This is a genomic window from Sphaerisporangium dianthi (assembly GCF_042654065.1).
In the GTDB taxonomy this organism is placed as follows: domain Bacteria; phylum Actinomycetota; class Actinomycetes; order Streptosporangiales; family Streptosporangiaceae; genus Sphaerisporangium; species Sphaerisporangium dianthi.
The window spans coordinates 59,288-82,265 of the sequence record NZ_JBHSFP010000027.1 but is presented as its reverse complement, the minus strand read 5'-3'; the positions used below and the strand labels follow the sequence as shown (position 1 = coordinate 82,265).

At 70.5% G+C, this 22,978-nt stretch carries 19 protein-coding genes; 10 read left to right on the top strand and 9 right to left on the bottom strand.

All coding sequences use genetic code 11. From position 1 onward, the window contains the following. The first annotated feature begins 161 nt into the window (after positions 1 to 161). Positions 162 to 593, top strand: a complete 432-nt coding sequence (locus ACFO60_RS30065; RefSeq protein ID WP_380846834.1) for an ATP-binding protein — start codon at positions 162 to 164, stop codon at positions 591 to 593. A gap of 200 nt (positions 594 to 793) precedes the next feature. Further along, positions 794 to 4,684 carry an ATP-dependent RNA helicase HrpA gene (hrpA, locus tag ACFO60_RS30060; RefSeq protein ID WP_380846832.1) on the top strand — a complete coding sequence of 1,297 codons (3,891 nt, stop codon included), beginning with the start codon at positions 794 to 796 and terminating at the stop codon, positions 4,682 to 4,684. A gap of 84 nt (positions 4,685 to 4,768) precedes the next feature. On the opposite strand, the gene ACFO60_RS30055 is transcribed toward hrpA, so the two are convergent. Then, on the bottom strand, positions 4,769 to 6,193 hold the full coding sequence (locus ACFO60_RS30055; protein WP_380846830.1) for a DEAD/DEAH box helicase family protein: 1,425 nt from the start codon (positions 6,191 to 6,193) through the stop codon (positions 4,769 to 4,771). A gap of 192 nt (positions 6,194 to 6,385) precedes the next feature. Here ACFO60_RS30055 and ACFO60_RS30050 point away from each other — a divergent pair, with 192 nt between their 5' ends. The 5 genes from ACFO60_RS30050 to ACFO60_RS30030 all read left to right on the top strand — a co-directional run bounded on the left by ACFO60_RS30050 (position 6,386) and on the right by ACFO60_RS30030 (position 10,779). Further along, a complete protein-coding gene (locus tag ACFO60_RS30050) occupies positions 6,386 to 6,862 on the top strand; it encodes an XRE family transcriptional regulator (protein WP_380846828.1) in 477 nt (158 codons plus the stop codon). Positions 6,863 to 6,899: 37 nt separating this feature from the next. Further along, on the top strand, positions 6,900 to 7,427 hold the full coding sequence (locus tag ACFO60_RS30045; RefSeq protein WP_380846826.1) for a hypothetical protein: 528 nt from the start codon (positions 6,900 to 6,902) through the stop codon (positions 7,425 to 7,427). After that, complete coding sequence (locus ACFO60_RS30040; RefSeq protein ID WP_380846824.1) at positions 7,424 to 8,656, top strand: MAB_1171c family putative transporter; 1,233 nt, start codon at positions 7,424 to 7,426, stop codon at positions 8,654 to 8,656. The genes ACFO60_RS30045 and ACFO60_RS30040 overlap by 4 nt, the downstream gene beginning before the upstream one ends. 209 nt (positions 8,657 to 8,865) lie before the next feature. Beyond that, on the top strand, positions 8,866 to 9,912 hold the full coding sequence (locus tag ACFO60_RS30035) for a polysaccharide deacetylase family protein (RefSeq protein ID WP_380846822.1): 1,047 nt from the start codon (positions 8,866 to 8,868) through the stop codon (positions 9,910 to 9,912). A 195-nt stretch (positions 9,913 to 10,107) separates the two neighbouring features. After that, complete coding sequence (locus ACFO60_RS30030) at positions 10,108 to 10,779, top strand: HAD family hydrolase (protein ID WP_380846820.1); 672 nt, start codon at positions 10,108 to 10,110, stop codon at positions 10,777 to 10,779. On the opposite strand, the gene ACFO60_RS30025 is transcribed toward ACFO60_RS30030, so the two are convergent. The 6 genes from ACFO60_RS30025 to ACFO60_RS30000 all read right to left on the bottom strand — a co-directional run bounded on the left by ACFO60_RS30025 (position 10,780) and on the right by ACFO60_RS30000 (position 18,334). Next, on the bottom strand, positions 10,780 to 12,744 hold the full coding sequence (locus tag ACFO60_RS30025; RefSeq protein WP_380846818.1) for a sensor histidine kinase: 1,965 nt from the start codon (positions 12,742 to 12,744) through the stop codon (positions 10,780 to 10,782). It abuts the gene before it with no gap. Between the two features lie 79 nt (positions 12,745 to 12,823). Beyond that, positions 12,824 to 14,149 carry an amidohydrolase family protein gene (locus tag ACFO60_RS30020; protein ID WP_380846815.1) on the bottom strand — a complete coding sequence of 442 codons (1,326 nt, stop codon included), beginning with the start codon at positions 14,147 to 14,149 and terminating at the stop codon, positions 12,824 to 12,826. Next, positions 14,137 to 14,961 (bottom strand): energy-coupling factor transporter transmembrane component T family protein, encoded by an 825-nt coding sequence (locus ACFO60_RS30015; RefSeq protein ID WP_380846812.1) that lies wholly within the window; start codon positions 14,959 to 14,961, stop codon positions 14,137 to 14,139. The genes ACFO60_RS30020 and ACFO60_RS30015 overlap by 13 nt, the downstream gene beginning before the upstream one ends. A 4-nt stretch (positions 14,962 to 14,965) precedes the next feature. Next, positions 14,966 to 15,529: an ECF transporter S component gene (locus ACFO60_RS30010; protein WP_380846809.1), complete on the bottom strand. Its 564-nt coding sequence runs from the start codon at positions 15,527 to 15,529 to the stop codon at positions 14,966 to 14,968. After that, positions 15,526 to 17,184, bottom strand: a complete 1,659-nt coding sequence (locus tag ACFO60_RS30005; protein WP_380846806.1) for an ABC transporter ATP-binding protein — start codon at positions 17,182 to 17,184, stop codon at positions 15,526 to 15,528. The genes ACFO60_RS30010 and ACFO60_RS30005 overlap by 4 nt, the downstream gene beginning before the upstream one ends. A gap of 274 nt (positions 17,185 to 17,458) precedes the next feature. After that, positions 17,459 to 18,334 (bottom strand): hypothetical protein, encoded by an 876-nt coding sequence (locus ACFO60_RS30000; RefSeq protein ID WP_380846803.1) that lies wholly within the window; start codon positions 18,332 to 18,334, stop codon positions 17,459 to 17,461. A gap of 200 nt (positions 18,335 to 18,534) precedes the next feature. On the opposite strand from ACFO60_RS30000, the gene ACFO60_RS29995 reads away from it, so the two are divergent. Next, positions 18,535 to 19,452: a tyrosine-protein phosphatase gene (locus ACFO60_RS29995; protein WP_380846800.1), complete on the top strand. Its 918-nt coding sequence runs from the start codon at positions 18,535 to 18,537 to the stop codon at positions 19,450 to 19,452. A 126-nt stretch (positions 19,453 to 19,578) separates the two neighbouring features. Here ACFO60_RS29995 and ACFO60_RS29990 read toward each other — a convergent pair whose 3' ends face one another. Continuing rightward, positions 19,579 to 20,271 (bottom strand): TetR/AcrR family transcriptional regulator, encoded by a 693-nt coding sequence (locus ACFO60_RS29990; protein WP_380846797.1) that lies wholly within the window; start codon positions 20,269 to 20,271, stop codon positions 19,579 to 19,581. Positions 20,272 to 20,324: 53 nt separating this feature from the next. Here ACFO60_RS29990 and ACFO60_RS29985 point away from each other — a divergent pair, with 53 nt between their 5' ends. Both ACFO60_RS29985 and ACFO60_RS29980 read left to right on the top strand, forming a co-directional pair. Then, the gene (locus tag ACFO60_RS29985) at positions 20,325 to 21,587 is read left to right on the top strand and encodes an FAD-dependent oxidoreductase (RefSeq protein WP_380846794.1); all 1,263 of its coding nucleotides are present in this window, start codon (positions 20,325 to 20,327) and stop codon (positions 21,585 to 21,587) included. Between the two features lie 190 nt (positions 21,588 to 21,777). Beyond that, positions 21,778 to 22,020 (top strand): type II toxin-antitoxin system Phd/YefM family antitoxin, encoded by a 243-nt coding sequence (locus ACFO60_RS29980; RefSeq protein ID WP_380846791.1) that lies wholly within the window; start codon positions 21,778 to 21,780, stop codon positions 22,018 to 22,020. A gap of 29 nt (positions 22,021 to 22,049) precedes the next feature. On the opposite strand, the gene ACFO60_RS29975 is transcribed toward ACFO60_RS29980, so the two are convergent. Further along, positions 22,050 to 22,895 (bottom strand): hypothetical protein, encoded by an 846-nt coding sequence (locus tag ACFO60_RS29975; protein WP_380846788.1) that lies wholly within the window; start codon positions 22,893 to 22,895, stop codon positions 22,050 to 22,052. Positions 22,896 to 22,978 lie beyond the last annotated feature (83 nt).

Sequence of the window (22,978 nt, the reverse complement as noted above, 5' to 3'; positions counted from 1 at the left end):
GGCGGCCTCCTCCGCTCCCCGGGCCGGATCTCGCCGGCCCGGGGAGCCTGGCCGTCCCCGGCCGGGTCCGGACACCCTTGGCGATCGCATCACCTTCCACTTTCCGTGTTTGGCATCTCTCATGGGGGCACCTTTAACAACGTGGGCGGAAAGGAGGAAGTGTGGAGGTGACCATCGCATTGCGCTTGCCGCGCGATGCCGCGAGCGTGTCCGTGACCCGGCAGATCCTTGGTGCGGAGCTGGAGGTCCTCGGTGTCGAACAGGACATCAAGGAGGACATCATGCTCATGCTCACCGAGGCGTGCTCGAACGTCATCAGGCACGCCACAGAGGCCGACGAGTACACCGTCAGTGCGCAACTCGTCGCCGACAAGTTCGTGATCACCGTTCTGGACACCGGGCGAGGTTTCGACCCGGACGAGGTCGGCACGAGCTCCCCGATGGCGGAGCACGGGCGGGGGCTGCAGATCATGCGGGCGCTGGCCGACGACGTGCGTTTCATCAACCGCCCCCGGCAGGGCGCCATCGTGTGCCTTGAGAAGGCGCTGAAGTACACCCACGACTCGCCCGGAGAGCTGTTGCGCTCCCACTGATCCGGCCGAGCCCGGCCGTTCGCCGCAGGGCCCGCGGGCGCCGGAACCCGTGGAGCCGGCCCTGCGGGGAAGGGTCGCAGGTCACAGCCCTGTGGACGTCCCCCGCCTCGCGAGCGCGGTAAACCATTGGCGGAGTGCGGGGGAAGGTTGCTTATCCTTGCCGGTGGCGGTCGTTCGACGAGACGGCCGAGAAAGCGACCATGGGAACGTCTTCGTTGAAATCGCCCCTGACCGATCTGCGTGAACGCCTGCCTGCGCTGATGCTGCGCGACGAGCTGCGGCTGCGCCGCCGCATCGACGGCGCGCGCCGCGTGCGCGACGGCAAGGCTCTGCGGTCCATCGCCGACAAGGTCGCCACCGAGATCGACGCGGCCGAGGTCCGGGTCGCGGCCCGGCGCGCCCTGGTGCCCGCGGTCTCCTATCCGGAGAACCTGCCGGTCAGCGGGCGCAAGGACGACATCCTCGCGGTCCTTCGCGATCACCAGGTGGTCATCATCGCGGGTGAGACCGGCTCGGGCAAGACCACCCAGATCCCCAAGATCTGCCTTGAGCTCGGCCGGGGCGTCAAGGGGCAGATCGGCCACACCCAGCCGCGCCGCATCGCGGCCCGCACGGTCGCCGAGCGCATCGCCGAGGAGCTGGACGTCCCGCTGGGCGGCGCCATCGGCTACAAGGTGCGCTTCACCGATCACTCCGGCGACGACACGCTCGTCAAGGTGATGACCGACGGCATCCTGCTCGCCGAGATGCAGCGCGACCGGCTGCTGTCGCGGTACGACACGCTGATCATCGACGAGGCGCACGAGCGCAGCCTCAACATCGACTTCATCCTGGGCTACCTCAAGCAGCTCCTGCCCAAGAGGCCCGACCTCAAGGTGATCATCACCTCGGCGACCATCGACCCCGAGCGCTTCTCCCGCCACTTCGGGGAGGCGCCCATCGTCGAGGTGTCCGGGCGCACCTATCCCGTCGAGGTGCGCTACCGCCCCATCCGCGACGACCAGGAGGACCAGGCGCAGGCGATCGTCGACGCGGTGGACGAGCTGTGCGGCGAGGGCCCCGGCGACATCCTGGTGTTCCTCAGCGGCGAGCGCGAGATCAGGGACACCGCGGAGGCGCTCAAGGGCCGCCCTGAGGAGGTGCTCCCGCTGTACGCGCGCCTGTCGGCCGGCGAGCAGCACCGCGTCTTCCAGGCCCACCGGGGCCGCCGCATCGTCCTCGCGACCAACGTCGCCGAGACCTCGCTGACCGTGCCCGGCATCAAGTACGTGGTCGACCCCGGCTTCGCGCGCGTCTCCCGCTACAGCCACCGGCTGAAGGTCCAGCGGCTGCCGATCGAGCCGATCTCGCAGGCCTCGGCCAACCAGCGCAAGGGCCGCTGCGGCCGCACCTCCGACGGCGTGTGCATCCGCCTGTTCGCCGAGGAGGACTTCCTCGGCCGGCCCGAGTTCACCGACCCCGAGATCCTGCGCACCAACCTCGCCTCGGTCATCCTGCAGATGACCTCGCTGGGCCTGGGCGACATCGCGGCGTTCCCGTTCGTCGAGCCGCCCGACCAGCGGCAGGTGAAGGACGGCGTCAACCTGCTGCACGAGCTGGGCGCCTTCGACGAGCACCACAAGCTCACCCCGATCGGTTCCAAGCTCGCCCAGCTGCCGGTCGACCCCAGGCTCGCGCGCATGGTGCTGGCCGCCGACGGCAACGGGTGCGCCACCGAGGTCATGGTGATCGCCGCGGCGCTGTCCATCCAGGACCCGCGCGAGCGGCCCGCCGACAAGCAGGCGCAGGCCGACCAGAAGCACGCCAGGTTCGCCGACAAGGAGTCGGACTTCCTGAGCTATCTGAACCTCTGGGACCACGTGCGCGAGCAGCAGCGCGAGCTGTCCTCCAGCCAGTTCCGGCGCATGTGCAAGGCCGACTTCCTCAACTACCTGCGCGTGCGCGAGTGGCAGGACATCTACAGCCAGCTCAAGCAGGTCGCCAAGGGGCTCGGCGTCACCCTCAACACCACGCGCCCCGACCCCTACCAGACGCACGTCTCCCTGCTGGCGGGCATGCTGTCCCACATCGGGGTGCTGGACGTCGAGAAGTCCGACAAGAACGAGGCGGGGCCGCGGCGGCGCCCGGTCCGCGAGTACATCGGCGCGCGCAATGCCCGGTTCGCGATCTTCCCGGGGTCGGCGTTGTCCCGCAAGCAGCCCCGATGGGTCATGGCGGGCGAGCTGGTCGAGACCTCCCGGCTGTGGGCGCGGGTCGTCGCCAAGATCGAGCCTGAGTGGGTCGAGCCGCTGGCCGGGCACCTGGTCAAGCGCACCTACAGCGAGCCGCACTGGGAGAAGAACCAGGGCGCGGTCATGGCCTACGAGAAGGTCACGCTGTACGGCGTGCCGATCGTGGTGGACCGCAAGATCAACTACGGGAAGATCGACCCAGATCTGTCGCGGGAGCTGTTCATCCGCCACGGCCTGGTGGAGGGCGACTGGGAAACCCACCACCGCTTCCTGAAGGAGAACCGCCGGCTGCTGTCGGAGGTCGAGGAGCTGGAGAACCGCGCCCGCCGCCGCGACATCATGGTGGACGACGAGACGCTGTTCGACTTCTACGACAGGCGCGTCCCCGACACCGTCGTGTCGGCGGCCCACTTCGACAGCTGGTGGAAGCGCAAGCGGCAGGACGAGCCCGACCTGCTGACGTTCTCGGCCGACATGCTGATCAACCAGGGCGCGGACGCCGCGGACCTGCAGCAGGCCTATCCGGACGCCTGGCGGCAGGGCGGCCAGCGCATGCGTCTCACCTACCAGTTCGAGCCCGGCGCCGACGCCGACGGCGTGACCGTGCACGTGCCGCTCCAGGTGCTCAACCAGGTCGAGGACGGCGGCTTCGACTGGCAGATCCCCGGCCTGCGCGAAGAACTGGTCACCGAGCTGATCCGCTCGCTCCCCAAGGTGGTGCGGCGCAACTTCGTCCCCGCCCCCAACTACGCCAAGGCCGTGCTCGAACGGGTCACCCCCGGCGAGGAGCCTCTGGTGGAGGCCGTGGCGCGCGAGCTGTTCGCGCTCACCGGCGTGCGGGTGCCGCCCGACGCCTTCGACCCGGGGCGGCTGCCCGACCACCTGCGCGTGACCTACCGCGTGGTGGACGAGCACAAGCGCACGGTCGCCGAGGACAAGGACCTCGCCGGTCTGAAGCACAGGCTGGCGCCCAAGCTGCGCGCCACGCTGTCTCGCGCGGGCGAGAGTCTCGAACGCACGGGCCTGCGCTCGTGGACGATCGGCGAGCTACCCCGGCTGTTCGAGCAGGGACGCATCAAGGCCTATCCCGCGCTGGTCGACCAGGGGAGCAGCGTCGCGGTCCGCGTCTTCGAGACCGAGGCCGAGCAGCGGGCGGCGATGTGGGCGGGCACGCGGCGCCTCGTGCTGCTGAACGTCACCTCGCCGGCCAAGGCCATCCTGCGCGGGCTGAGCACCCAGCAGAAGCTCGCGCTGAGCCACAGCCCGCACCGCGACGCCGCCGAGCTGTTCGAAGACTGCGTCACCTGCGCGGCCGACAAGCTCATCGCCGAGGCAGGCGGGCCGGCGTGGAACGCCGAGGGGTTCGCGCGCGTGCACGACCACGTGCGCGCCGAGCTGTACGACACGACGGCCGAGGCGGTGTCCCGGGTCGAGAGCATCCTTCAGATCTGGCAGAAGGCGCGCACCGTGCTCGGCTCGATGAAGGACCCGCAGGACATCCTTGAGGAGATCGACGAGCATCTGTCGTCGCTGGTCTTCCCCGGCTTCGTCACCGCCACCGGCCACGCGCGGCTGCCCGACCTGCAGCGTTATCTGCGGGCGGTCGAGCGGCGGCTGGAGAAGCTGCCCGACGATCCCTACCGCGACCGCGAGCGGATGCTCAGGCTCGACGAGATCCGCATGGCGTACGAGCAGACGGTGGACGGTCTGCCGCCGGCGCGCAGGTCCGAGCAGGCCGTCACCGATCTCCGCTGGATGCTGGAGGAGCTGCGGGTCAGCTACTTCGCCCAGACCCTCGGCACGCCCTACCCGATCTCCGACAAACGCATCCACAAGGCGATGGCCCAGCTGTCGGTCTGAGCGCCCGGCGAGCGCCATGGCCGGATGGCCCTGGACGCGCCCACGCCGGGCGCCGTGACGCGAGCCGCCGCCCTGCCAGTGGGTTCACGGCTGCCGGTAGGGCTGGATGACGCGTTCGACGAACGCTCCCAGCCTGGTCTCGATCGTCGCGCCGCCGTCGTCCACGTCGTTGTCGATCGAGAAGACCCGGCCGCGCCAGTGAGGGTCGGCCATCAGCTCGGGAAAGTTGTCCATCTTGTAGATCGATTGCTTGGCGGCGGGCGGCAGCACGTGGTTGTCGGACAGGGTGAAGGTGACCGACGTGTCATCGACGGACACCTCCGGCGGTTCGATGCGGCGGTTCAGGCGCTGCGTCCGCAGGGGTGCGGGCGCGTTCACGTGGATGACCTGGCTCTCCAGCCGCAGATCCTCGAACTCCCGCAGCGCGGCGACCAGGTCCGGCCTGGCGAATTCCACGATCGTGACCCGAGGCTCCTTGACGCTGTCGCGGACCGCCTGCGCCAATGCCTGCAGCGCGGGCCTCAGGACCTCGATGTTGTTCACCGAGAACCCGCCCCCGGCGTATGCCGTGAACCCGGGTGCTCGCACGGGTTCCAGCTTGGCCATCGCGTGCAGGAAGTCGCGGTAGGCGTAGGTGTAGTCGGACAGTTCGCTCGTCTTGATCCCCAGCCCGGCCAGGTGCCGGGCCAGCACGCGCCGGACGTGGGATTTGCCCGACCCGGGCAGGCCGACCACGAACACGACTCGCGCGCTGTTCCGGAAGGCCAGGTGCGGCAGGACCTTCGGGGCGCCGTCCAGGTCGACGTTCAGCGAGACCTCGACCTCATGGAGCGCTCGCCAGACCGCGCGCGGCTCTCCCTGCTCGCTGACCTTCTCGCAGATCTTCTCCGCGAGCACGGCTTCCAGCGGCTGGGCGTCGGCCCATATCTTCTCGAAGTGGTCCCACAGCAGCCGGGTCGCGGGCATGCCGTTCAGCCGGACCGGCCTGTCGACCAGGTCCTCGCGATGGTTGACGATCGCGCTGGGGGCCGACCGCCCCTCCCGCTCGAACAGGTGGAAGCTCAGACTCTCGGTGCCCAGTTCGCGGCGGGTCACGCGCACGTCGATGCCTTCGGCCATGAGCTCTATGCCGCCGATCAGGCTCTCCTGGGAATCCAGGATCACCACCCGGACCCCTTTGCGGCCGTTGATGCGCTTCCACGCGTCCTGGATCTTGACGAAGATCGTGCTTTCCGTGGCGGGAGAGAGCCGTGGTGCCAGCACGTCGAGCCGTGCCGGGCACCCGCGTTCCGATTCTGACAGGACGGCGCCGAGATAGGTCTTGCGGCGGACCCCGCGGGACAACGCCGAGGGCACGCGGCGGCGGCTCCACGCGATGCGCACGCCGCCGAGCAGGACGGCGACGAGGACACCGCTCGTCACGGGTACGACATAGTTCTGCCAGGAGGGAACGGCCAGGTTCTGGCCGGTCGCGAGTGCTATGTGAGCCAGGTGGTAGATCGTGTGCATCGGCCGAGAGTCCTCCTCGTCTGACCGACTGCGGCAGCAGTGATCTTAACTGGTATTCAGATTCATGATATCCTTCATTCATCTCAGTTATAACAGCTGAAGTGACGCCAACACCGAGGGGTGGATGCGTGTTCCGGCCGTTAACTGCTGTCAGGGTGCCCATGGTAGGCTTTTCACGTCAGTTGATTGAGCTTGCTGGAGGCCGTCATGGTCGATGAGGCGCGACGGCGTCCATCGACGCTCGCCGACAAGCTGAACCATCTGTTCGACACGATGCACCCCGCCGGCCGAGGCCCCTACGGCAACGAGGAGGTTGCCTCGGCGATACGCGAGCAGGGTGGCCCGACGATCTCGGGTACGTACATCTGGTATCTGCGCAAGGGTGAGCGCGACAACCCCACGGTCAAGCACGTCGAGGCGCTCGCCCGCTTCTTCGGTGTCCCACCGGCCTACTTCTTCGACGATGAGGCCGCCTCGCGCATCGGCGCCGAGCTCGGCGTTCTGAACGCGCTCAAAGACGCGCGTGTCCAGATGGTCGCGCTGCGGGCCGCGGGCCTGTCCAGCGCGAGTCTCGACACGATCGTCGAGATAGTCGACCGGGTAAGAGATCTCGAAGGCCTGCCTCGCGGTGACGCCGCACGACGCGAGCCAGAGCACGAAGATCCGTAGTCATGTGATTCCGCTCATGTGAGTGGAAGGGGCGAGCATGAGCCTGATGCGAGTACGACGGCGATGCGACGCGATCGTCGACGGGTTGCCGCTGCCGGCTCCTTTCAGCGCGCGGGCGTTGTGCGAGGTCGTCAGTGCGCGCCGTGGCCGTCCGATCCGTCTTGAGGCCGTCCCCGCGCTGGGCGGAGGGCTGGGCGGGCTGTGCGTCCCCACCGAGAAGGTGGACTACATCGTCTACCAGGAGGACACCACCCCGCTGCACAGGGAGCACATCATCCTCCATGAGCTGGCGCACCTGCTCTGCGGGCACGAGGGCAGCGCCTCCATGCAGGAGGAGATGCTCGGGACGCTGTTCCCCTCCCTGGATCCGCAGAAGGTGCGCGAGGTCCTGTTACGCAGCAGGTACTCGGCCGTCGAGGAGCAGGAGGCGGAGTACATCGCCTCTCTGATCCTGCACCGCGTCTCGTCCCGGGCGTCCGAGCCCGTACGCCGGCTCCACCCCGATGACGACAGCCTCGTCGGACGCCTTGAGCGTACGCTCGACCGCCCCCCGGGTGACCGATGAACACGGTGCTGTACACGATCTGCGCGGTCCTCGCTTGGCTCGCGGTCTTCAACAAGGTCGCCATCACCGTCCGGTCCGGCGCCGACCCTGCGCGACTCGCGCTGTGCACGGCGCTCTTCTTCATGGCGTGCACCATGACCGTCGCCATTCCCGCGGTCTGGGTGCGCGTCGACACGCTCGTGGGCGTGCCGAACGTCTCGGCCCTGCTCTCGCAGGGAATGGCCGCGATGTTCGGCCTCAGCATCCACTTGATGGTGTCGTTGATCGACCTGCCGAAAACGGAGGCCGGCAGGACGGTCCGACGGCACATCGCCGTGGCGATCATGATCCAGGCGATCATGGTGCTCCTGTTCCTGCGGATACCGCCCGGCGAGGAGGCGCCGACCGACTTCGTGGTCCGATACGCCGATGACCCCGACGCCGTCACCTACTTGGGGGTCTACATCGTCATATTCGCGGCCGTCCAGGTGCGGAACACCGCGTTGTGCTGGCGGTACGCGAACGCCGGCGGGCGGCCCTGGCTGCGGCGCGGGCTGCGCATGGTGGCGGTCGCCTCGTTTCTCGGACTGGTCTACTCCGCGATCAGAGGCGCGGACCTTCTCGCGGGGTGGTCCGGTCTGGACGTGCGCGTCTGGGAGGTCGGCGCACGCATGGTCATCTTCTCCGGGGTCGTGCTCGCCTCCCTCGGGTGCACCGCCCCTTCCTGGGGGCCGAAGGTGACGGCCATGCGTGGCCGCGGGACTCGCCTTCTCGACTACACGCGCTTGTACCGGCTGTGGGCCGTGCTCTATCGCGCCATGCCGGACATCGCTCTCGACCCTCCTTCGTCACTGGCCGGCGACCTGCTCGCGAGCCTTCGTGATCTCGATTTCCGCCTGTACCGCCGGGTCATCGAGATCACGGACGCCATGCTCGTGCTGCGTCCCCACTACAGTGCCGAGGTGGCCGCCGAGGCGCGGACACTCGGTGAACGGCACGGGCTGACCGGCGACGCTCTGCAGGCGACCATCGAAGCCGTCCAGATGAGGCGCGCCCTCCTCGTGAGGGGCGACCGCGTCGAGAACGCGCGCGCTCCGGAGGCGGCCCCCGGAGTCCATCCCGCCTCCCCGGACATCAACGGCGAAGTCCGGCGTCTTGTGGAGATCGCCCGCGCCTTCGATCGCCTGCCGGCCGGGGCCTTCTCCGCCGTCCGCACCTCCGACCGCTCACCGCGCCAGCCGACCGGCTGAGCCGGTGCGTTGAGGCCATCGAACTTCGAAACTTTTCGGTAATTTCATTCATGTTTCACCATCTCAGGGAGTCCTTAAACGGTTCACCTGCCTGAAACGTTTCTTCATGTGATTGACATGTTTCAGTGGGGGTGCGCAGAATGGCGCGCAGGCCGGCCGCCGCACGCACATGCCATGTCGACGATCAGCGTTCCAGTGGAGGAACAGACATGATCGACAGCGCCGTCCCCCACGGCCGTACGCGTGGGCGCCTCTCCGGCGCCCGCAAGCTGCTCATCGCCGGCGTCGCCGCCGTCCTCGGAGCGGGCTTCGCCGTGGGCCTGTCGTCCTCGGCCAGCGCCGCCGACTGCAGCGCCGGCTACGTCGGCCTCACCTACGACGACGGGCCCAACGCCGGCAACACCAACAACCTGCTGAACACCCTCAAGTCCAACGGCCTGCGAGCGACGTTCTTCAACATCGGGCAGAACGCGCAGAACAACCAGGCGCTGGTGCGGGCCCAGCGGGACGCCGGCATGTGGATCGGCAACCACAGCTACACCCATCCGCACCTGACCCAGATGAGCAGCTCGCAGATCCAGTCGGAGCTCCAGCGCACCCAGCAGGCCATCCAGCAGGCCACCGGGACCGCGCCGCAGCTGTTCCGGCCGCCGTACGGGGAGACCAACGGCACGCTGAAGTCGGTGGAGCAGCAGCTCGGCCTCCGCGAGATCATCTGGGACGTCGACTCCCAGGACTGGAACGGCGCGAGCACGTCCCAGATCGTGCAGGCGGCGGGGCGTCTGCAGAACGGCCAGATCATCCTCATGCACGACCAGTACGCGACCACGGTGCAGGCGATCTCGCAGATCGCGGCGAACCTGCGCAGCCGCAACCTGTGCGCCGGGATGATCTCACCGTCGACCGGCCGGGCGGTGGCGCCCGACGGTGGCGGCAACCCCTCCACTCCTCCCTCCAGCCCTCCTCCCTCCAGCCCTCCGCCCGGCGGCGGCAGCTGCACCGCGACCCTGTCGGCGGGCCAGTCGTGGAGCGACCGGTACAACCTCAACGTCTCGGTCTCCGGTTCGAGCAACTGGACCGTGACGATGAACGTCCCGTCCCCCGCGAAGATCATCAACACCTGGAACATCAGCGCCAGCTATCCGAGCGCCCAGGTGCTGACCGCCAGGCCCAACGGCAGCGGCAACAACTTCGGCGTCACGATCCAGCACAACGGCAACTGGAACTGGCCCTCGGTCTCCTGCCAGGCGGGGTGAATCGGCTCCGCCGTCCTGACGCGGGACGGCGGAGCGAAGGCGTGGCGTGGCGGTCTCGGCGGGCCGTCACGCCACTGCCTGTGTCCCCCACGCGGCATGCCCGTCCTTCGTCATGCGCGGCGCCCGGGCCGCCGCGCCTCCCGGCCCGCTGCACGCGGCCAGTAAGGTCGGACACACGCATACGGGAGGAGTGTCGTGATTCGCGCGCTGGTGTTCGACGTCGGGGAGACGCTGATCGACGAGACCCGCATCTGGTCGCGGTGGGCCGACCGGCTCGGGGTGTCGCGGTTCACCATGCTCGGTGTGCTCGGCGCGATGGCCGCGCTCGACCGGCCCTACGACGACGCGTTCCAGCTGGTCCGCCCCGGCCTTGACCCCTACGCCGAGATCGAGGCCTGGCGGCTGGACGAGCCCGCGAGCCTGCGCGAGAACTTCGACGCCGACGACCTGTACCCCGACGCGCGGCCCGGTCTCGCGGCGCTGCGCGAGGCGGGATACCAGCTGATCATCGCGGGCAACCAGCCGCCGCAGGCCTACGACGCGCTCGTCGCCATGGACCTTCCGGTCGACGCCGTCCACACCTCCGCCGGGTGGGGCGTCAGCAAGCCGCACCCGGAGTTCTTCGCCAAGGTGGCCGCCGTCGCCGGCCGCGAGCCCGGCGAGATCCTGTACGTGGGTGACCGGATGGACAACGACGTGCTCCCCGCCCGCGCGGCCGGCATGCGCACCGCGCTGTTCCGCCGCGGCCCCTGGGGCCACCTGCACGCCGGCCGCCCCGAGGCGGCGGTCGCCGACGTGATCATCGACGACCTCCTCCAGCTCGCCACCCTCCTGTCCGAAGGCCGCGTCGACGGCGCACGGCCCTAGTCACATGCGGTGGCCGCCCGGTTCGGGGGCGGGGGTGTGCCGCGTGCCCGGGCTGTGGTCCGGGTCCGGGGGGAGGTCGTCGGCGGTGGTGATGATCAGGTCGTGCGGCAGGAGGACGACGGCGGTGGTGCCGCCGTAGGGCGAGCGGCGCAGCGTTACCTTGGCCTTGTGCCGCCGGGCGAGCTGGCTGACCACGAACAGGCCGAGCCGGTCGCTGTCGGCGAGGTCGAACTCCGGCGGGTTGGCCAGCCGGCGGTTGAGCTCGTCGCGGTCCCCCTCGCCCATTCCCAGGCCCCGGTCCTCGACCTCGACGGCGAAGCCCCGGCCGACCAGCTCTCCGCGGATGTTGATCCGGGTGCTGGGCGGGGAGAAGACCGTGGCGTTCTCGATCAGCTCCGCGAGCAGGTGGATCACGTCGGCGACGGCCGTGCCGATCAGCGAGGCGTCGGACATGGGCGGCACGGTGACCCGCGTGTAGTCCTCGACCTCCGCCACCGCTCCGCGGACGACGTCGTGCATCGGCACAGGCTTGCGCCAGGCCCGGCCCGCCGGCGCGCCCGACAGGATGATCAGGCCCTCCGCCTGGCGGCGCATGCGGGTGGTCAGGTGGTCCAGCCGGAACAGGTCGGCCAGCGCCTCGGGCGCGCTGGTCTTGCGCTGCATGCCGTCGAGCTGGGTGAGCTGGCGGTGCAGCAGCGACTGGTTGCGGCGCGCCAGGTTGCGGAAGACCAGGCTGACGCCCTTGCGCAACTCGGCCTGGCCGACGGCGGCCTCCACGGCGGTGCGGCGCACGGTCGAGAACGCCTGGGCGACGTCCTGCACCTCCATGGTGGTGCCGGTGACCAGGATGGGCGGCGCCTCGCTCTCGACGTCGACCGGCTGGCCGTCGCGCAGCTTGGCCACCACGCGGGGGAGCCGCACGTCCGCCAGGTCGATGGCGGCGCTGCGCAGGTGGGCCAGCTCCTGGGCGAGCCCGCGGCCGAACCGGGCCGACAGCACCACCGCCAGCAGGATGGCGACGAGCCCGAGACCGGCCGCGGCCACGATCTGGGCGATGATGCCCGAGGCGGCGGCGTCGGTGCGGGTGTTGAGCAACGTGGCGCGGTCGGTGGCGAGCTGGTCGAGCCGCGAGCCGAGCGTGCCGGCGAGCGGCTGCCAGGCGGCCGCCTGCTCGGGCGACCGGCCCTGCGTGATCACCTGGTTCTCCATGGTGGTCAGCCGTTTGTAGTCGGCCGAGGCCACCAGGTCGTCGTAGGGCCGTCGCAGCTCGGCGTCGAGGGCTTCCAGCCCCCGGGCGAGCAGCAGGCGGCGTCCCGACACCATGTCGGCGTAGCTGCGCTGTTCCTCCCGGCTCAGCGAGTTCTGCTGGATGGCGCCCGACAGCAGGGCGTCCTCCTGGGACAGCAGCTCGCGGGACCTGACGATGGTCTGCAGCCCGTTGGACTTGCGGTAGAGCGCCAGGTCGGACACGGTGACGAGCTGGTCGTACATCTGGTAGAGCGCGTCCTGGATCTTCGTGTACTCCTGGACGGAGGCCAGGCGGGTCAGCGCGCGGCCGTCGATGTCCTGGCGCAGCGTGCTCAGCCGGTGCAGGTGCCTGTCCAGCTCGGCGAGGCTCTGCACCACATCCGGCCCGGTCGCCGACTGCGCCTCGAGCGAGGTGACCCGCTCGTTGAACAGCGTCACGGCCCGGTCGGTCTCCTCGCGCGCGGCGGCCAGGCGCCCGCCGTCGGGAGAGGTGCCGCTCAGGAAGATGGCCGAGAGCTGCCGCTCCTGCTGCACGTGGTCGGCGAGGACCCCGGCCGGCGTGGCCACCTGGTCGAACAGCGTGACCCCCCTGCGTAGGTCGAAGAAGACGCCCACGAGGTGCCCGGTCATGACGATCCAGAGCATGATGAGCGCCACGATCGGCAGGCTGAGCAGCGAGTACAGCTTGAACCGGATAGTGCGATTTTGAGAAACCATGTCTCCGCGCCTTGCGTGGGACCTGTGTGAGGTCCTTCGGGGGGATGCCGCGCGCATTCTCGTGAAGATCGCGGCGAGGTCAGCACCCATGGATTCGCTCCGGAGCCGAGTTCGCCAGGTGCACCCGGCCGGCCTGGCCGCCGCCGGTCACCGTGGCGACGCACCTTCCCGGCCCGTCCTGGACCAGCGCCCGGTACGGATCGTGCTCGACGGCGTCAAGGGGGAAGACGGCGAAGTCGCACCGCGCGCCCGCCTCCAGCGCGCCGATCCTGCCGGGGCCGGTGTCCAGCCCGAGCGCGCGGGCGCCGCCGGCGGTGGCCGCCTCCACCAGACGACGCGGCAGGTCCTCGCCGCGGTAGCCCTGCCGCCGGGCGAGGGTGTGCAGCAGCCGCACGTCCTCCAGCAGGTCCAGCGACGGGCTTGAGGCCAGTGAGTCGGTGCCCACGGCGATCGGGCTGCCCTCCTCCAGAAGGGCCGCGACCGGCGGGCCCTCCAGGCCGAGCGTGCGGTTGGAGCGGGGGCACAGCGTCACGCTCACCCCGCGCCCGCGCAGCAGCGCCCGTTCCTCGGCGTCCAGGTGGACCCCGTGGGCGACGTGGCAGCGTGACCCGAGCAGCCCGAGGTCGTCCAGGAAGTCGACCGGCCCGCGGCCGGAGCCGCCGGCGCGCAGGATCTCGAAGTCGAATCCGAGGTCGCGGACCAGGCGGGCGATCGGCCCCGTGCCCGAGAGGGTGTACTCGCGCTCGTGCGCCGACTCCAGCAGGTGGATGTGCTGGCGCAGGCCGAACCTGCGGGCCAGGACGGCGAGGTCGGCCAGTACGCCGGTGTCCAGCGTGTAAGGGGCGTGCGGGGCGATGCCGACGATCCCCCCGCCCTTGGCCTCGCCGGTGCCGAGCAGCTCGCGCAGCGTGGAGGTCAGGTGGTCGCGCCCGGTCTCGGCCCAGCTCGCGTCGGTGTCGCCGAGCACCTCCAGGTAGGAGATGCCGGCCAGCCCGGCCTGGTGCAGCACGGGCATCGCCTCGATGTCGGTCACCACGTCCGCGGCGGCCGTGGTGCCGTGGCGCAGGGCGAGCAGCGCCCCCTCGCGGGCGCTGGCCGCCCAGTCGGCCCCGCCGGAGGAGAAGTAGACCGAGTCGAAGGTGTTCGACCACTCCTCGAAGGAGCCGTACACCCGCGCCCCGACCTTGGACAGGCGGGTGAACTGCAGGTGGGTGTGCGCGTTGACCAGCCCCGCCACCACCATGCCCGGCCATCGCAGCTCCTGCGCGCCCGGATGGTCGGTGAGGATCTCCCGCCGGTGACCGACCGCGAGCACCAGGCCGTCTCGCACGGCGAGGGCGCCGTCGCGGATCGGGGGGCGCGATATGGGGACCAGGAGCGGCGCCGAGTGGATCACGGCACCCATACGGTGCCCGTCAGACCGAGGATCTTGGCGGTGACCATGACCGCCGCGATGGCGGAGAAGCCCGCGAGGATGAGCAGGTCGACGCGGTCGAAGGCCAGCTCGCGCATCCACGTGCGGTGCCGTCCGCCGAATCCGCGCAGGTCCATGGCGTTCACCGTGTCCTCCGCGTCGATGAGCGCGTTCACCGTCAGCGGGATGACCACCGGCCGCAGCGACAGCAGCCGCTTGACCGGATTGCGGCTGCGGGTGTGCTCGTACCCCCGGATGCGCTGGGCGTCCATGGTCTCGTGCAGGCTCGCCCAGGTCGAGGGCAGGAAGCGGAAGGTCAGGTCCACCCCGTAGGCGAGCCGCTGCGACAGCCCGAGCCGTGCGAACGCCACCCCGAGGTCGGAGGGCGCGATGTTGAACGCCACGGGGAAGCCGACCATGGCCAGGGAGATGTAGCGCACCAGGGTCGTGGCCGCGTACGACAACGTGGTCCAGGTGATCGCGGTGTGGGTGATCGGGGCGGTGAACAGGACCTCGGCGCCCTCGTCGCCCGCGCGGGTGATGGCCGAGGTCAGGATGCTGTTGACCACGACCAGGATCGTGGTCAGGGTCAGCATGAACGCCCAGTTGGCCCGCACACCGCGCCACGGGATGCCCGCGGCGCGGTAGTAGACCAGGGCGGCCAGGGTGCACGCGATCACGGCGCGCAGGTCGTCGACCCCCGCCACGGCCACGATGTACAGCACGGGAACCAGCAGGAGCACCCGCGGATCGCGGCGGCTCAGGAAGGAACCCGCGCCCAGATAACGCGGCGTGACGTCCACGCTGTTACCGTCCGGCCCGCTTGGACAGCGGCTCCCAGATGGCGTCCAGCGCCGGGGTCAGGATGACGACGGCGATGGCGTCGGCGATCAGCGCGGGCACGTAGTTGATCGAGATGACGGTCGCGACGTCGATGTTCTGCACCCAGATGTCGGTGAACACGAACAGCAGGCCGATGGCGGTGGCCAGCACCGCGCCGAGCGCGGTCACGACCAGGCGCAGCGCCTCGCTGGCGATCGGCGGCAGGTAGGCGAAGAACAGGCCGGCGACGGCGCCCACCAGGCCGTTGGCGACGCTCCAGTTCCAGTACGTGAGGCCGTAGCCGGAGATCAGGTCGATGATGGCGTTGCCGACGAGGCCGACGAAGAATCCGGCGATGACGCCGAAGCGCTTGCCGAAGAACGGCACGAGGGCGAAGGCGGGGCGGACCGTGACCGCCTGCGTGCCCGGGATGAGGAAACTGAACAGGCCGAGCACGCCGTACAGCGCCGCGCCGACCGCGCCGAACACGACGGTCCGGGAGGACAGCGATAAGACAGGCTCTCGTGGGGTGGTCGCGTCTGTGCTCATGAGGGGGTGGTTCCTTCCTTCGGGGAAGAGGTGGAAGGGGCGAGGAGGGAGACTCGGCGGGCGAGGTCGAAAGGGTGGGGGATCGGCCTCGCGCCCGGCAGGTGGTCGCGGACGGCGCGCACCAGGCTGGTGGCCGCCAGGCCCGCCCTCGACCAGACGCCGTCGTCTCTGGCCAGGTCGGCCGGTGAGGCGTCCGCGGCGATGCCGCCCTCGTCCACGACGATGATCCGGTCGGCGTAGGTGAGGGCGAGGTCGACGTCGTGGGTGATGAAGTAGACGCTCTCGATGCTGGGGGCGGACAGGGCGTGGCCCATGAACTCGGTGGTCGTCCACAGGTCCTGCCCGGCGGTGGGCTCGTCGAGGATCAGCGTGCGCGGCCGCATCGCGAGGGCGAGGGCCACGGTGAGGCGGCGCTGCTGGCCGAACGACAGCGTTCGCGGCGGCCGGTCCATGATGTCCTTCTCCTCGTCGAGCAGCACGGCGAGCAGCGCCTCCCGCGACCGGGTGGCGATCTCCTCCGGGCCGCTGCCGAGGTTGCGCGGGCCGAACGCCAGCTCCTGGCCGACGGTGGCGCTGAACAGGGCCTGGCCGGGGTTCTGGAACACGTAGCCGAAGGTCGTGGCCAGGTCGGCCACCGAGCGCGCGGCGACGGGGGAGCCGTCCACGAGGACCTCGCCGCGCGAGGCGGTGATCAGCGCGACGGCGGCGCGCAGCAGCGTCGACTTGCCGGCGCCGTTCGGGCCGAGGACGGCCACCCGCTCGGCCGAGCCGAGCGCGAGGCCGACGCCGGAAAGCACGGCGCGGTCGCCGTACCCGAGGCTCACCCCGCGGTATTCCAGCCGCGGCGCGGCCGCCGGGGCCGCGCGCTTGGGAGGTTCCGGCACGGCGGGCAGTTCGGCGGCGCGGGAGACCAGGGTGGAGAAGGGCAGTTTGACGTGCCCGGCGGGGGCCACGCGGAGGAAGTCCTCGACCGGGCCCTGGAAGCGGGGCGCGCCCTCCTCCAGGTAGAGCACCTCCGTGGGGGAGAACTCCAGGATCTCCTCGACGCGGTGCTCGACGACGACGGCCGCGCCGCCCTCGTCGGCGAATCTCCTCAGCTCGCGCATCAGGCGCAGACCGGCCGCAGGGTCGAGGTTGGCCAGCGGCTCGTCCACGACGAAGACCTTCGGCCGCATCGCCAGCACGCCGGCGAACGCGACCATCTGCAGCTCGCCGCCGCTGAGCCCGGCGGTCGCGCGGTCCAGCAGGTGCTCGATGCCGACGCGGCCGGCCACCTCGGCGATCAGCTCGCGGATCTGCGCGCGAGGCAGTCCGAGGTTCTCCGGGCCGAAGGCGATCTCCGCGGCCACGGTGGTGCCGACGATCTGCTTTCGCGGGTCCTGGAGCATCGTGCCGACGACGGTGGAGAGCTCACGTATGGTGCGGCCGGCGACGGGCCGGCCGCCGATGAGGACCTCGCCGGTCACCTCGGCCCGGTAGGAGTGCGGGATGAGGCCGTTGATCAGGCGGAGCAGGGTGCTCTTGCCGCAGCCGGACGGCCCGCTGACCAGCGTGAGGTCGCCGGGGCGGACGGTCAGCCCCGTCGCCTGGAGCGCCGTCTGACCGGTCGAGAGATACCGGACGCCCGCGTCCCGGATCTCGATGAGCGCGGTCATGGCGGATGCCTCGTCTCCTTCCGGCCTTCCGGGCGCCGGTCAGCGCGTGCCGGAGTGCAGTCCAGAGGAGATTAAAGGGGAGATCCAGCGTCTTGCGCAATTGCTGGTGAAAGGCAGGGATTTTGGTGGGATGGCCGAATCGTATGGTTTCGGGCGGCTTGATTACGGGCCGATGACGAGGCGTCGCAGGGGGGTTACGGCACGGTTTTTATTTCGGACGATAGGGACGTTTCTGGTTTTTTACGAACTCCGGGTACGTTTCGGCGGAATCCCGTCATGCCGCTGAGAGGAGGAGCAAGTGCGTCCCGGCCCGCCGCGCCTCGTCGATGCTCTCGCGGAAGACCCGCTCCACCTCGTGCGCCTGACCGCTGAGCCCTTCGATGGGAGGCAGGGCCGGCCCGTCCTCCGCGGTCTCCGCGAGCAGCCGCTCGTAGTGCGGGGTGCGCTCCCGCAGCACCCCGAGCTGCCGATAGGCCCGGTACACCGCGTCGGCCCGCCGCACCTCGCGGGCGTAGTCCTCCAGCGACTCCACGCGGGCGGCGAGCGATCGGTGCGCCCTTTCCAGCACCTCGTCATAGGGGGTGAACACCCCCGCGATGTCGGCGGGCACGTCCTGCGGCACGATGCGCTCGTGCTCGCGCCTGGTCCGGGTGAGATCGGCCAGCCGCACGCCGAGCCGCCACACCTCGGACGGGAGCGTCACCGCGTTGGCGATCGTGTCCAGCAGGCCGTCGCCGTTGACCGCGGACCCGAGCACCTCCTCGACGGCCCGCTGAGCCCTGGCCAGCAGTTCCCGGCAGCTCCCGTCGAGGTCCTCGGGCAGGACGTACCGGTCGGCGTGCCGATGGGCCACGCGCAGCCGCCGGCGGGCCTCGCGCGCTTTCGGGTCCGCGGCCAGGGCCCGCAGGCCGTACAGGCCGGCGACGAGGGCGCCGAGCATGGTCATGGCCCACGGACCGGTCAGCATGAGGGTGAGCAGGAGAAGGAAGATGACGGCGCAGAGCAGGACGGGGTTCGGGGTCAGCGGCCGGGGGGCGGCCCCGGCGCGCACCGCGCGAAGCGTCTCTGGGCTGCCGAGCAGGGTGCGGGCGGTCTCGGCCGGCAGGGACGGGTCCAGCACGAGCCGGGGGTGGAGCGCGCGTGTGTTCACATGACCTCCTTCGGGGAAGGCGGTTGAGCGGGCGGGCCCCGGAGGGCTCGGCCGGGCGGAGCCCGAAAGGGCTCGTTCCTTTACATCACACGCGGGCCGAAGTCGCGGTGGCAGCCGCCACGTGACGGACGTGTACTTTTGACACTCTGCCCCTGCCACCTCCTTCGCGTGGACATATAGCGCATATAGGCTTGGATGTGATGAATGAACTAACGAGGTGGATAGCTCTAGACGGCGCCGTGAACGTGCGGGACCTCGGTGGTCTTCCCACGATCGACGGCCGGACGACGAGGTTCGGGCGGGTGCTGCGCTCGGACAACCTCCAGGGACTCACGGAAGCCGACGTGCGAAGGCTCGTGGGCGAGCTGAAGCTGCGCGACGTGGTGGACCTGCGCTCCTACGCCGAGGTCGACCTCGAAGGCCCCGGCCCGCTGACCCAGGTGCCCGAGGTGAGCATCCATCACCTCACCCTGTTCCCCGAAGGCGGCCGGCACACCGACGTCGAAGCCGACATACCGGACGAGGACGACCCCGCGGCTCCGGGAACGCCCCGGAACGGCACGCCTGAAGCCGGGACGCCGGGGGCCTCGCCGGCCGCCGGAAGCGCCGGCGGATGGCGGAGCGGCGCGCGCCCCCGCATCCAGGGCGACCGCGTGCTGCCCTGGCAGGGCAAACGCGAGGACGTCGCGGAAGTGCGGGTCCTCGGCTTCTACTACGCCTACCTGCTCGACCGGCCCGACTCGGTGCTCGCCGCCCTCCGCGTCCTCGCGTACGGCGACGGCGCGGCCGTCGTCCACTGCGCGGCGGGCAAGGACCGCACCGGAGTGGTGTGCGCCCTGACGCTCTCGGTGGCCGGGGTCACCCGCGACGCCATCGTGGCCGACTACGCGGCGACCGGCGACCGCATGGAGGGGGTCCTGGCCCGCCTGCGCGCGAGCGACACCTACCGCGACGACCTGGACTCGCGCCCGGCCGACAGCCACATGCCCCGCCCGGAGTACATGGACCACTTCCTGCAGATGCTCGAGACCAGGGACGACGGCCCGCTCGGCTGGCTGGACCGCAACGGCTGGACCGCCGACGACGCCGCCGCACTCCGCTCCCGCCTGCTCGACTGATCCCGTCCCACTCCCGCCTCCTCGACTGAACCGCCCCGCCGTCGGCACCCGCACCACCCCCGGTCCCGGGTGCCGCCTGGACGTGCCGTCTCGCGGGCCGAGCCGGCCGCCGTGCCCCGCGGAGTGTCACGCCGGCGGCCGGCCGAGTCTGGCGGCCACGGCGTCGAGGACCCAGTCCAGGCCGGTCGCGAAGGACGTCTCGGCGTCCACCTCCGTGCCGTCGTGCACGAGCTTGGCCAGCGCCGGGAAGCGGCCCGTGGCCAGCATCCTGCTCACATGCGGGCCGGAGGCGCGCTGCCAGTCGCGCTTGGACAGGCCCGTGGCGCGCTCGGCCCGCAGGTTCGCGATCTCGCGCCTGATCGCGCCGGTGAAGTAGGCGCTGACGGTCTCCACGGCGCGCATGACGGTGTCGATGTCGGCGAGGCCGTCGAGGGCGGCCAGCGTGGTCTCGATCACGACGAGGGCGTTCGGGCCCATGGCCGGGCGTCCGCCGAGCAGGTCGGCCAGCCATTCGTGGCGGAGGGTGGCCTGCCTGGTGCGGTGGGCGTGGACGCGCAACGCCTCCCGCCAGTCGCCGGGCCGCTCCTTGGGGAGGATCTCGGCGTAGACCTCGTCCACCATGAGGTCGAACAGCTCCTCCTTGGTGGAGATGTATCCGTACAGCCGCATCGGGCCGGCGTCCAGGCGGGCGGCGACCTTGCGCAACGACACCGCCTCCAGCCCGCCCTCGTCGGCCAGCGCGACGGCGGCGGCGACGATTCGCTCGCGGTCGAGCGGCACAGGGCGAGTCGGCGGCTCCGGCCGGTCCCATACAGACATGGGTACATCGTACTGTTGCGATACACTGTATTTGTTAAATACAGTGTATCGACATGAGCCATCGTATCGCCGTGGTCGGGAGCGGCCCCGCCGGCCTCACCTTCGCCCGCGTCCTGCACCGCCACGGTCACCCCGTCACCATCCTCGAACGCGATCCCGCCCCCGACGCCCGTCCCCCGGGCGGCACGCTCGACCTGCACGAAGGGATGGGCCAGCTCGCGCTGGACAAGGCGGGGCTGCTGGCGGAGTTCCACGCGCTCTCCCGCCCCGAGGGGCAGGCCATGCGCATCCTGGACGCCGACGGGACCGTCCTCCGCGACTGGCGACCCGGTCCGGGTGACCTGGCCAATCCCGAGATCGACCGCGGGCAGCTCCGTGACCTGCTGCTCGGCCCCCTCGACGTGCGGTGGGGGCGGGGCGTGACGGAGGTCGTGCCGGGCACCCGGGACGGCGCGCTGGTCCGTTTCGCGGACGGGCGGCAGGAGACGTTCGACCTCGTGGTCGGCGCGGACGGCGCCTGGTCCCGGGTCCGCCCGGCGATCTCGACCGCGACGCCGCACTACACCGGCATCACCATGGTCGAGAGCTCCCTGGACGACGTCGACACCCGCCACCCCGACCTCGCCCGGCTGATCGGCGACGGCTCCATGGCCGTGTACGGCGTGAACCGCGCCCTCGTCGCCCAGCGCAACAGCGGCGGCCACGTCAAGGTGTACGCCCGGTTCCGCGCGCCACTGGACTGGCACACGAACCTGGAGCGGCATCTCGGCCTGACCCGGCGCGAGGGCCCGACCGCAGACCTGGCCGCAGACCTGACCGCAGACGCGAACGCAGCCACCGACCCAGGCGCGGACGCAGGCACGAATAGAGGCGGGAACGCGGGCACGAACGCGGGCTTGGACCTGGCCGACGTCGAGGCCGTGCGATCAAGCCTGCTGGCTCTGTTCGACGGCTGGGCCGCTCCCGTCCTCGATCTCCTCCGCCACGGCACGGCCTTCGACCGCCGGCCCCTCTACGTCCTGCCCGTGGGCCACACCTGGGCCCACGTCCCCGGGGTGACGCTACTGGGCGACGCCGCCCACCTGATGTCCCCATTGGGAGTGGGCGCGAACCTCGCGATGCTGGAAGGCGCCGAACTCGCCGAGTCCGTCGCCGCCGCCCCCGGCGATCTGGACGAGGTCGTCCGCGCCTTCGAGGAGCGGATGTGCGTGCGGGCCGGCCAATGGGCGAAGATGACGGCGGCCGGGCTGGAACGCCTCGTGAGCCCCGACCCCAGCGAGGCCATCGCCCTCTTCGACGAAGTCCAGCCCTCCTGACCGCCAGGCACGCGGGCGCTGCTCGTCGGGCTCGACTGACGGCCGCCCACCCACGGCACCGCACCATCCAGGCCCAGAGGACCGCTCGCCTTCTCCCTGGGGTGACCCTCACCCAGCTTGTGGTGGTCCGCTGCGCATGGTGCTACCGAGTAGCACCATGTGGCACACACGGCGGCGGTAAAGTCGACGAGTGGGCACTCCTGAGTCCGACACTTCCCACCAGATCTCGCAGCGCGATCTGCGTAACCGGTCCGCGGAGATCATGGATGGATTGGAACGCGGCGAGCGGTACGCCGTCACACGCAACGGCCACCACATCGGCGATCTGGTCCCCATCCGCCGTCGACGCCGGGCCGTCTCGCGGGCAGAGTTCGCCGCCATGTCCCGCGGCATGCCACGCCTGGACGACCGATCGCGCCTACACCAGGGGTAAGTTCCAAGAGGACTGAGGCGGCGCTGCGGTCAGTTGAGGTGGTCTGTCAGCGCTTGGACGGACTGGCGGGCGTCGGGGGAGTCGACCGAGGCGAGCGCGTCGCGTACCTCGACGACACGGCGGCGCACCCGGCCGGATGAGACCTCGTGGAGCTGGCCGAGGGCGGTGACCGCCATGGCGGCGCCCTCGTCGACCTCGTCCGCGCGGACGAGACTGTGGGCGAGGACGAATTGCCTGACGGCACGGTTGCGGCCGTAAGAGGCTCCGGTGTGGGCGACGGATGCCCGGAAGTACGGCACCGCCGCCTTGTGCCGTCCGGCTTCGGTGTAGAGCCGCGCCTGGATGACCTCCAGCTCGGATCGATCGTAGAAGGCCGTCCAGTCGGGAGCCGGTCGGCCGCGTTGGGGGCGCTCCATGAGCCGCATCGCTCGTGCCAGCTCGGCGCGGGCGCCGGAGTGGTCGCCCATCAGCGACATGGCGTGTGCCTGGCGGCCGGCGACGATCGATTCCAGAACCGGTGACGCGAGCGCTTCGGCCTGACGGCGTGCGGTGCCCAGCAGATCCGAGGCGTGCCGTGGCCGATTCTCGTAGTTGGCCTGGAAGTCGAGCATCGCCAAGGACTGGATCTTGAGTTCGGCGTCGTCCAGCGTGGTGCCGATGGCCAGGCCCTCGTTCCAGTAGCGGCGGGCCGTCTCCTGGTCACAGGCGTCGAAGTGGAGATACCCGTGGGCGTCGCCGAGCGTGCGGAGGGCGCGCAGGCCCGCGCGCAACTCCTGGACGTGCTGCATGCCGACGGCCTCGGGAGGGGTGAAGACGCCGACGGCGACACCGGCCGTGGCTCCCATCGCGGTAGTCACAAAGGTACGACGGTTCACGTCCGTTTCCTCTGTTTGATATTAGAAACGTACATGGGTTTATTTCACCGTGTGGCGGGGGCGGGAAACCCAGGTCGGCGGGA

Excerpts from the sequence above, each read along its gene's own strand:
- ACFO60_RS30025 (WP_380846818.1), bottom strand. The coding sequence starts at position 12,744 with ATGGTTTCTCAAAATCGCACTATCCGGTTCAAGCTGTACTCGCTGCTC.
- ACFO60_RS30035 (WP_380846822.1), top strand. The coding sequence starts at position 8,866 with ATGATCGACAGCGCCGTCCCCCACGGCCGTACGCGTGGGCGCCTCTCC.
- ACFO60_RS30010 (WP_380846809.1), bottom strand. The coding sequence starts at position 15,529 with ATGAGCACAGACGCGACCACCCCACGAGAGCCTGTCTTATCGCTGTCC.
- ACFO60_RS29990 (WP_380846797.1), bottom strand. The coding sequence starts at position 20,271 with ATGTCTGTATGGGACCGGCCGGAGCCGCCGACTCGCCCTGTGCCGCTC.
- ACFO60_RS30045 (WP_380846826.1), top strand. The coding sequence starts at position 6,900 with ATGAGCCTGATGCGAGTACGACGGCGATGCGACGCGATCGTCGACGGG.
- ACFO60_RS29995 (WP_380846800.1), top strand. The coding sequence starts at position 18,535 with ATGAATGAACTAACGAGGTGGATAGCTCTAGACGGCGCCGTGAACGTG.
- ACFO60_RS30020 (WP_380846815.1), bottom strand. The coding sequence starts at position 14,149 with ATGGGTGCCGTGATCCACTCGGCGCCGCTCCTGGTCCCCATATCGCGC.
- ACFO60_RS30055 (WP_380846830.1), bottom strand. The coding sequence starts at position 6,193 with ATGCACACGATCTACCACCTGGCTCACATAGCACTCGCGACCGGCCAG.
- ACFO60_RS30040 (WP_380846824.1), top strand. The coding sequence starts at position 7,424 with ATGAACACGGTGCTGTACACGATCTGCGCGGTCCTCGCTTGGCTCGCG.
- ACFO60_RS30005 (WP_380846806.1), bottom strand. The coding sequence starts at position 17,184 with ATGACCGCGCTCATCGAGATCCGGGACGCGGGCGTCCGGTATCTCTCG.
- ACFO60_RS29985 (WP_380846794.1), top strand. The coding sequence starts at position 20,325 with ATGAGCCATCGTATCGCCGTGGTCGGGAGCGGCCCCGCCGGCCTCACC.
- hrpA (WP_380846832.1), top strand. The coding sequence starts at position 794 with ATGGGAACGTCTTCGTTGAAATCGCCCCTGACCGATCTGCGTGAACGC.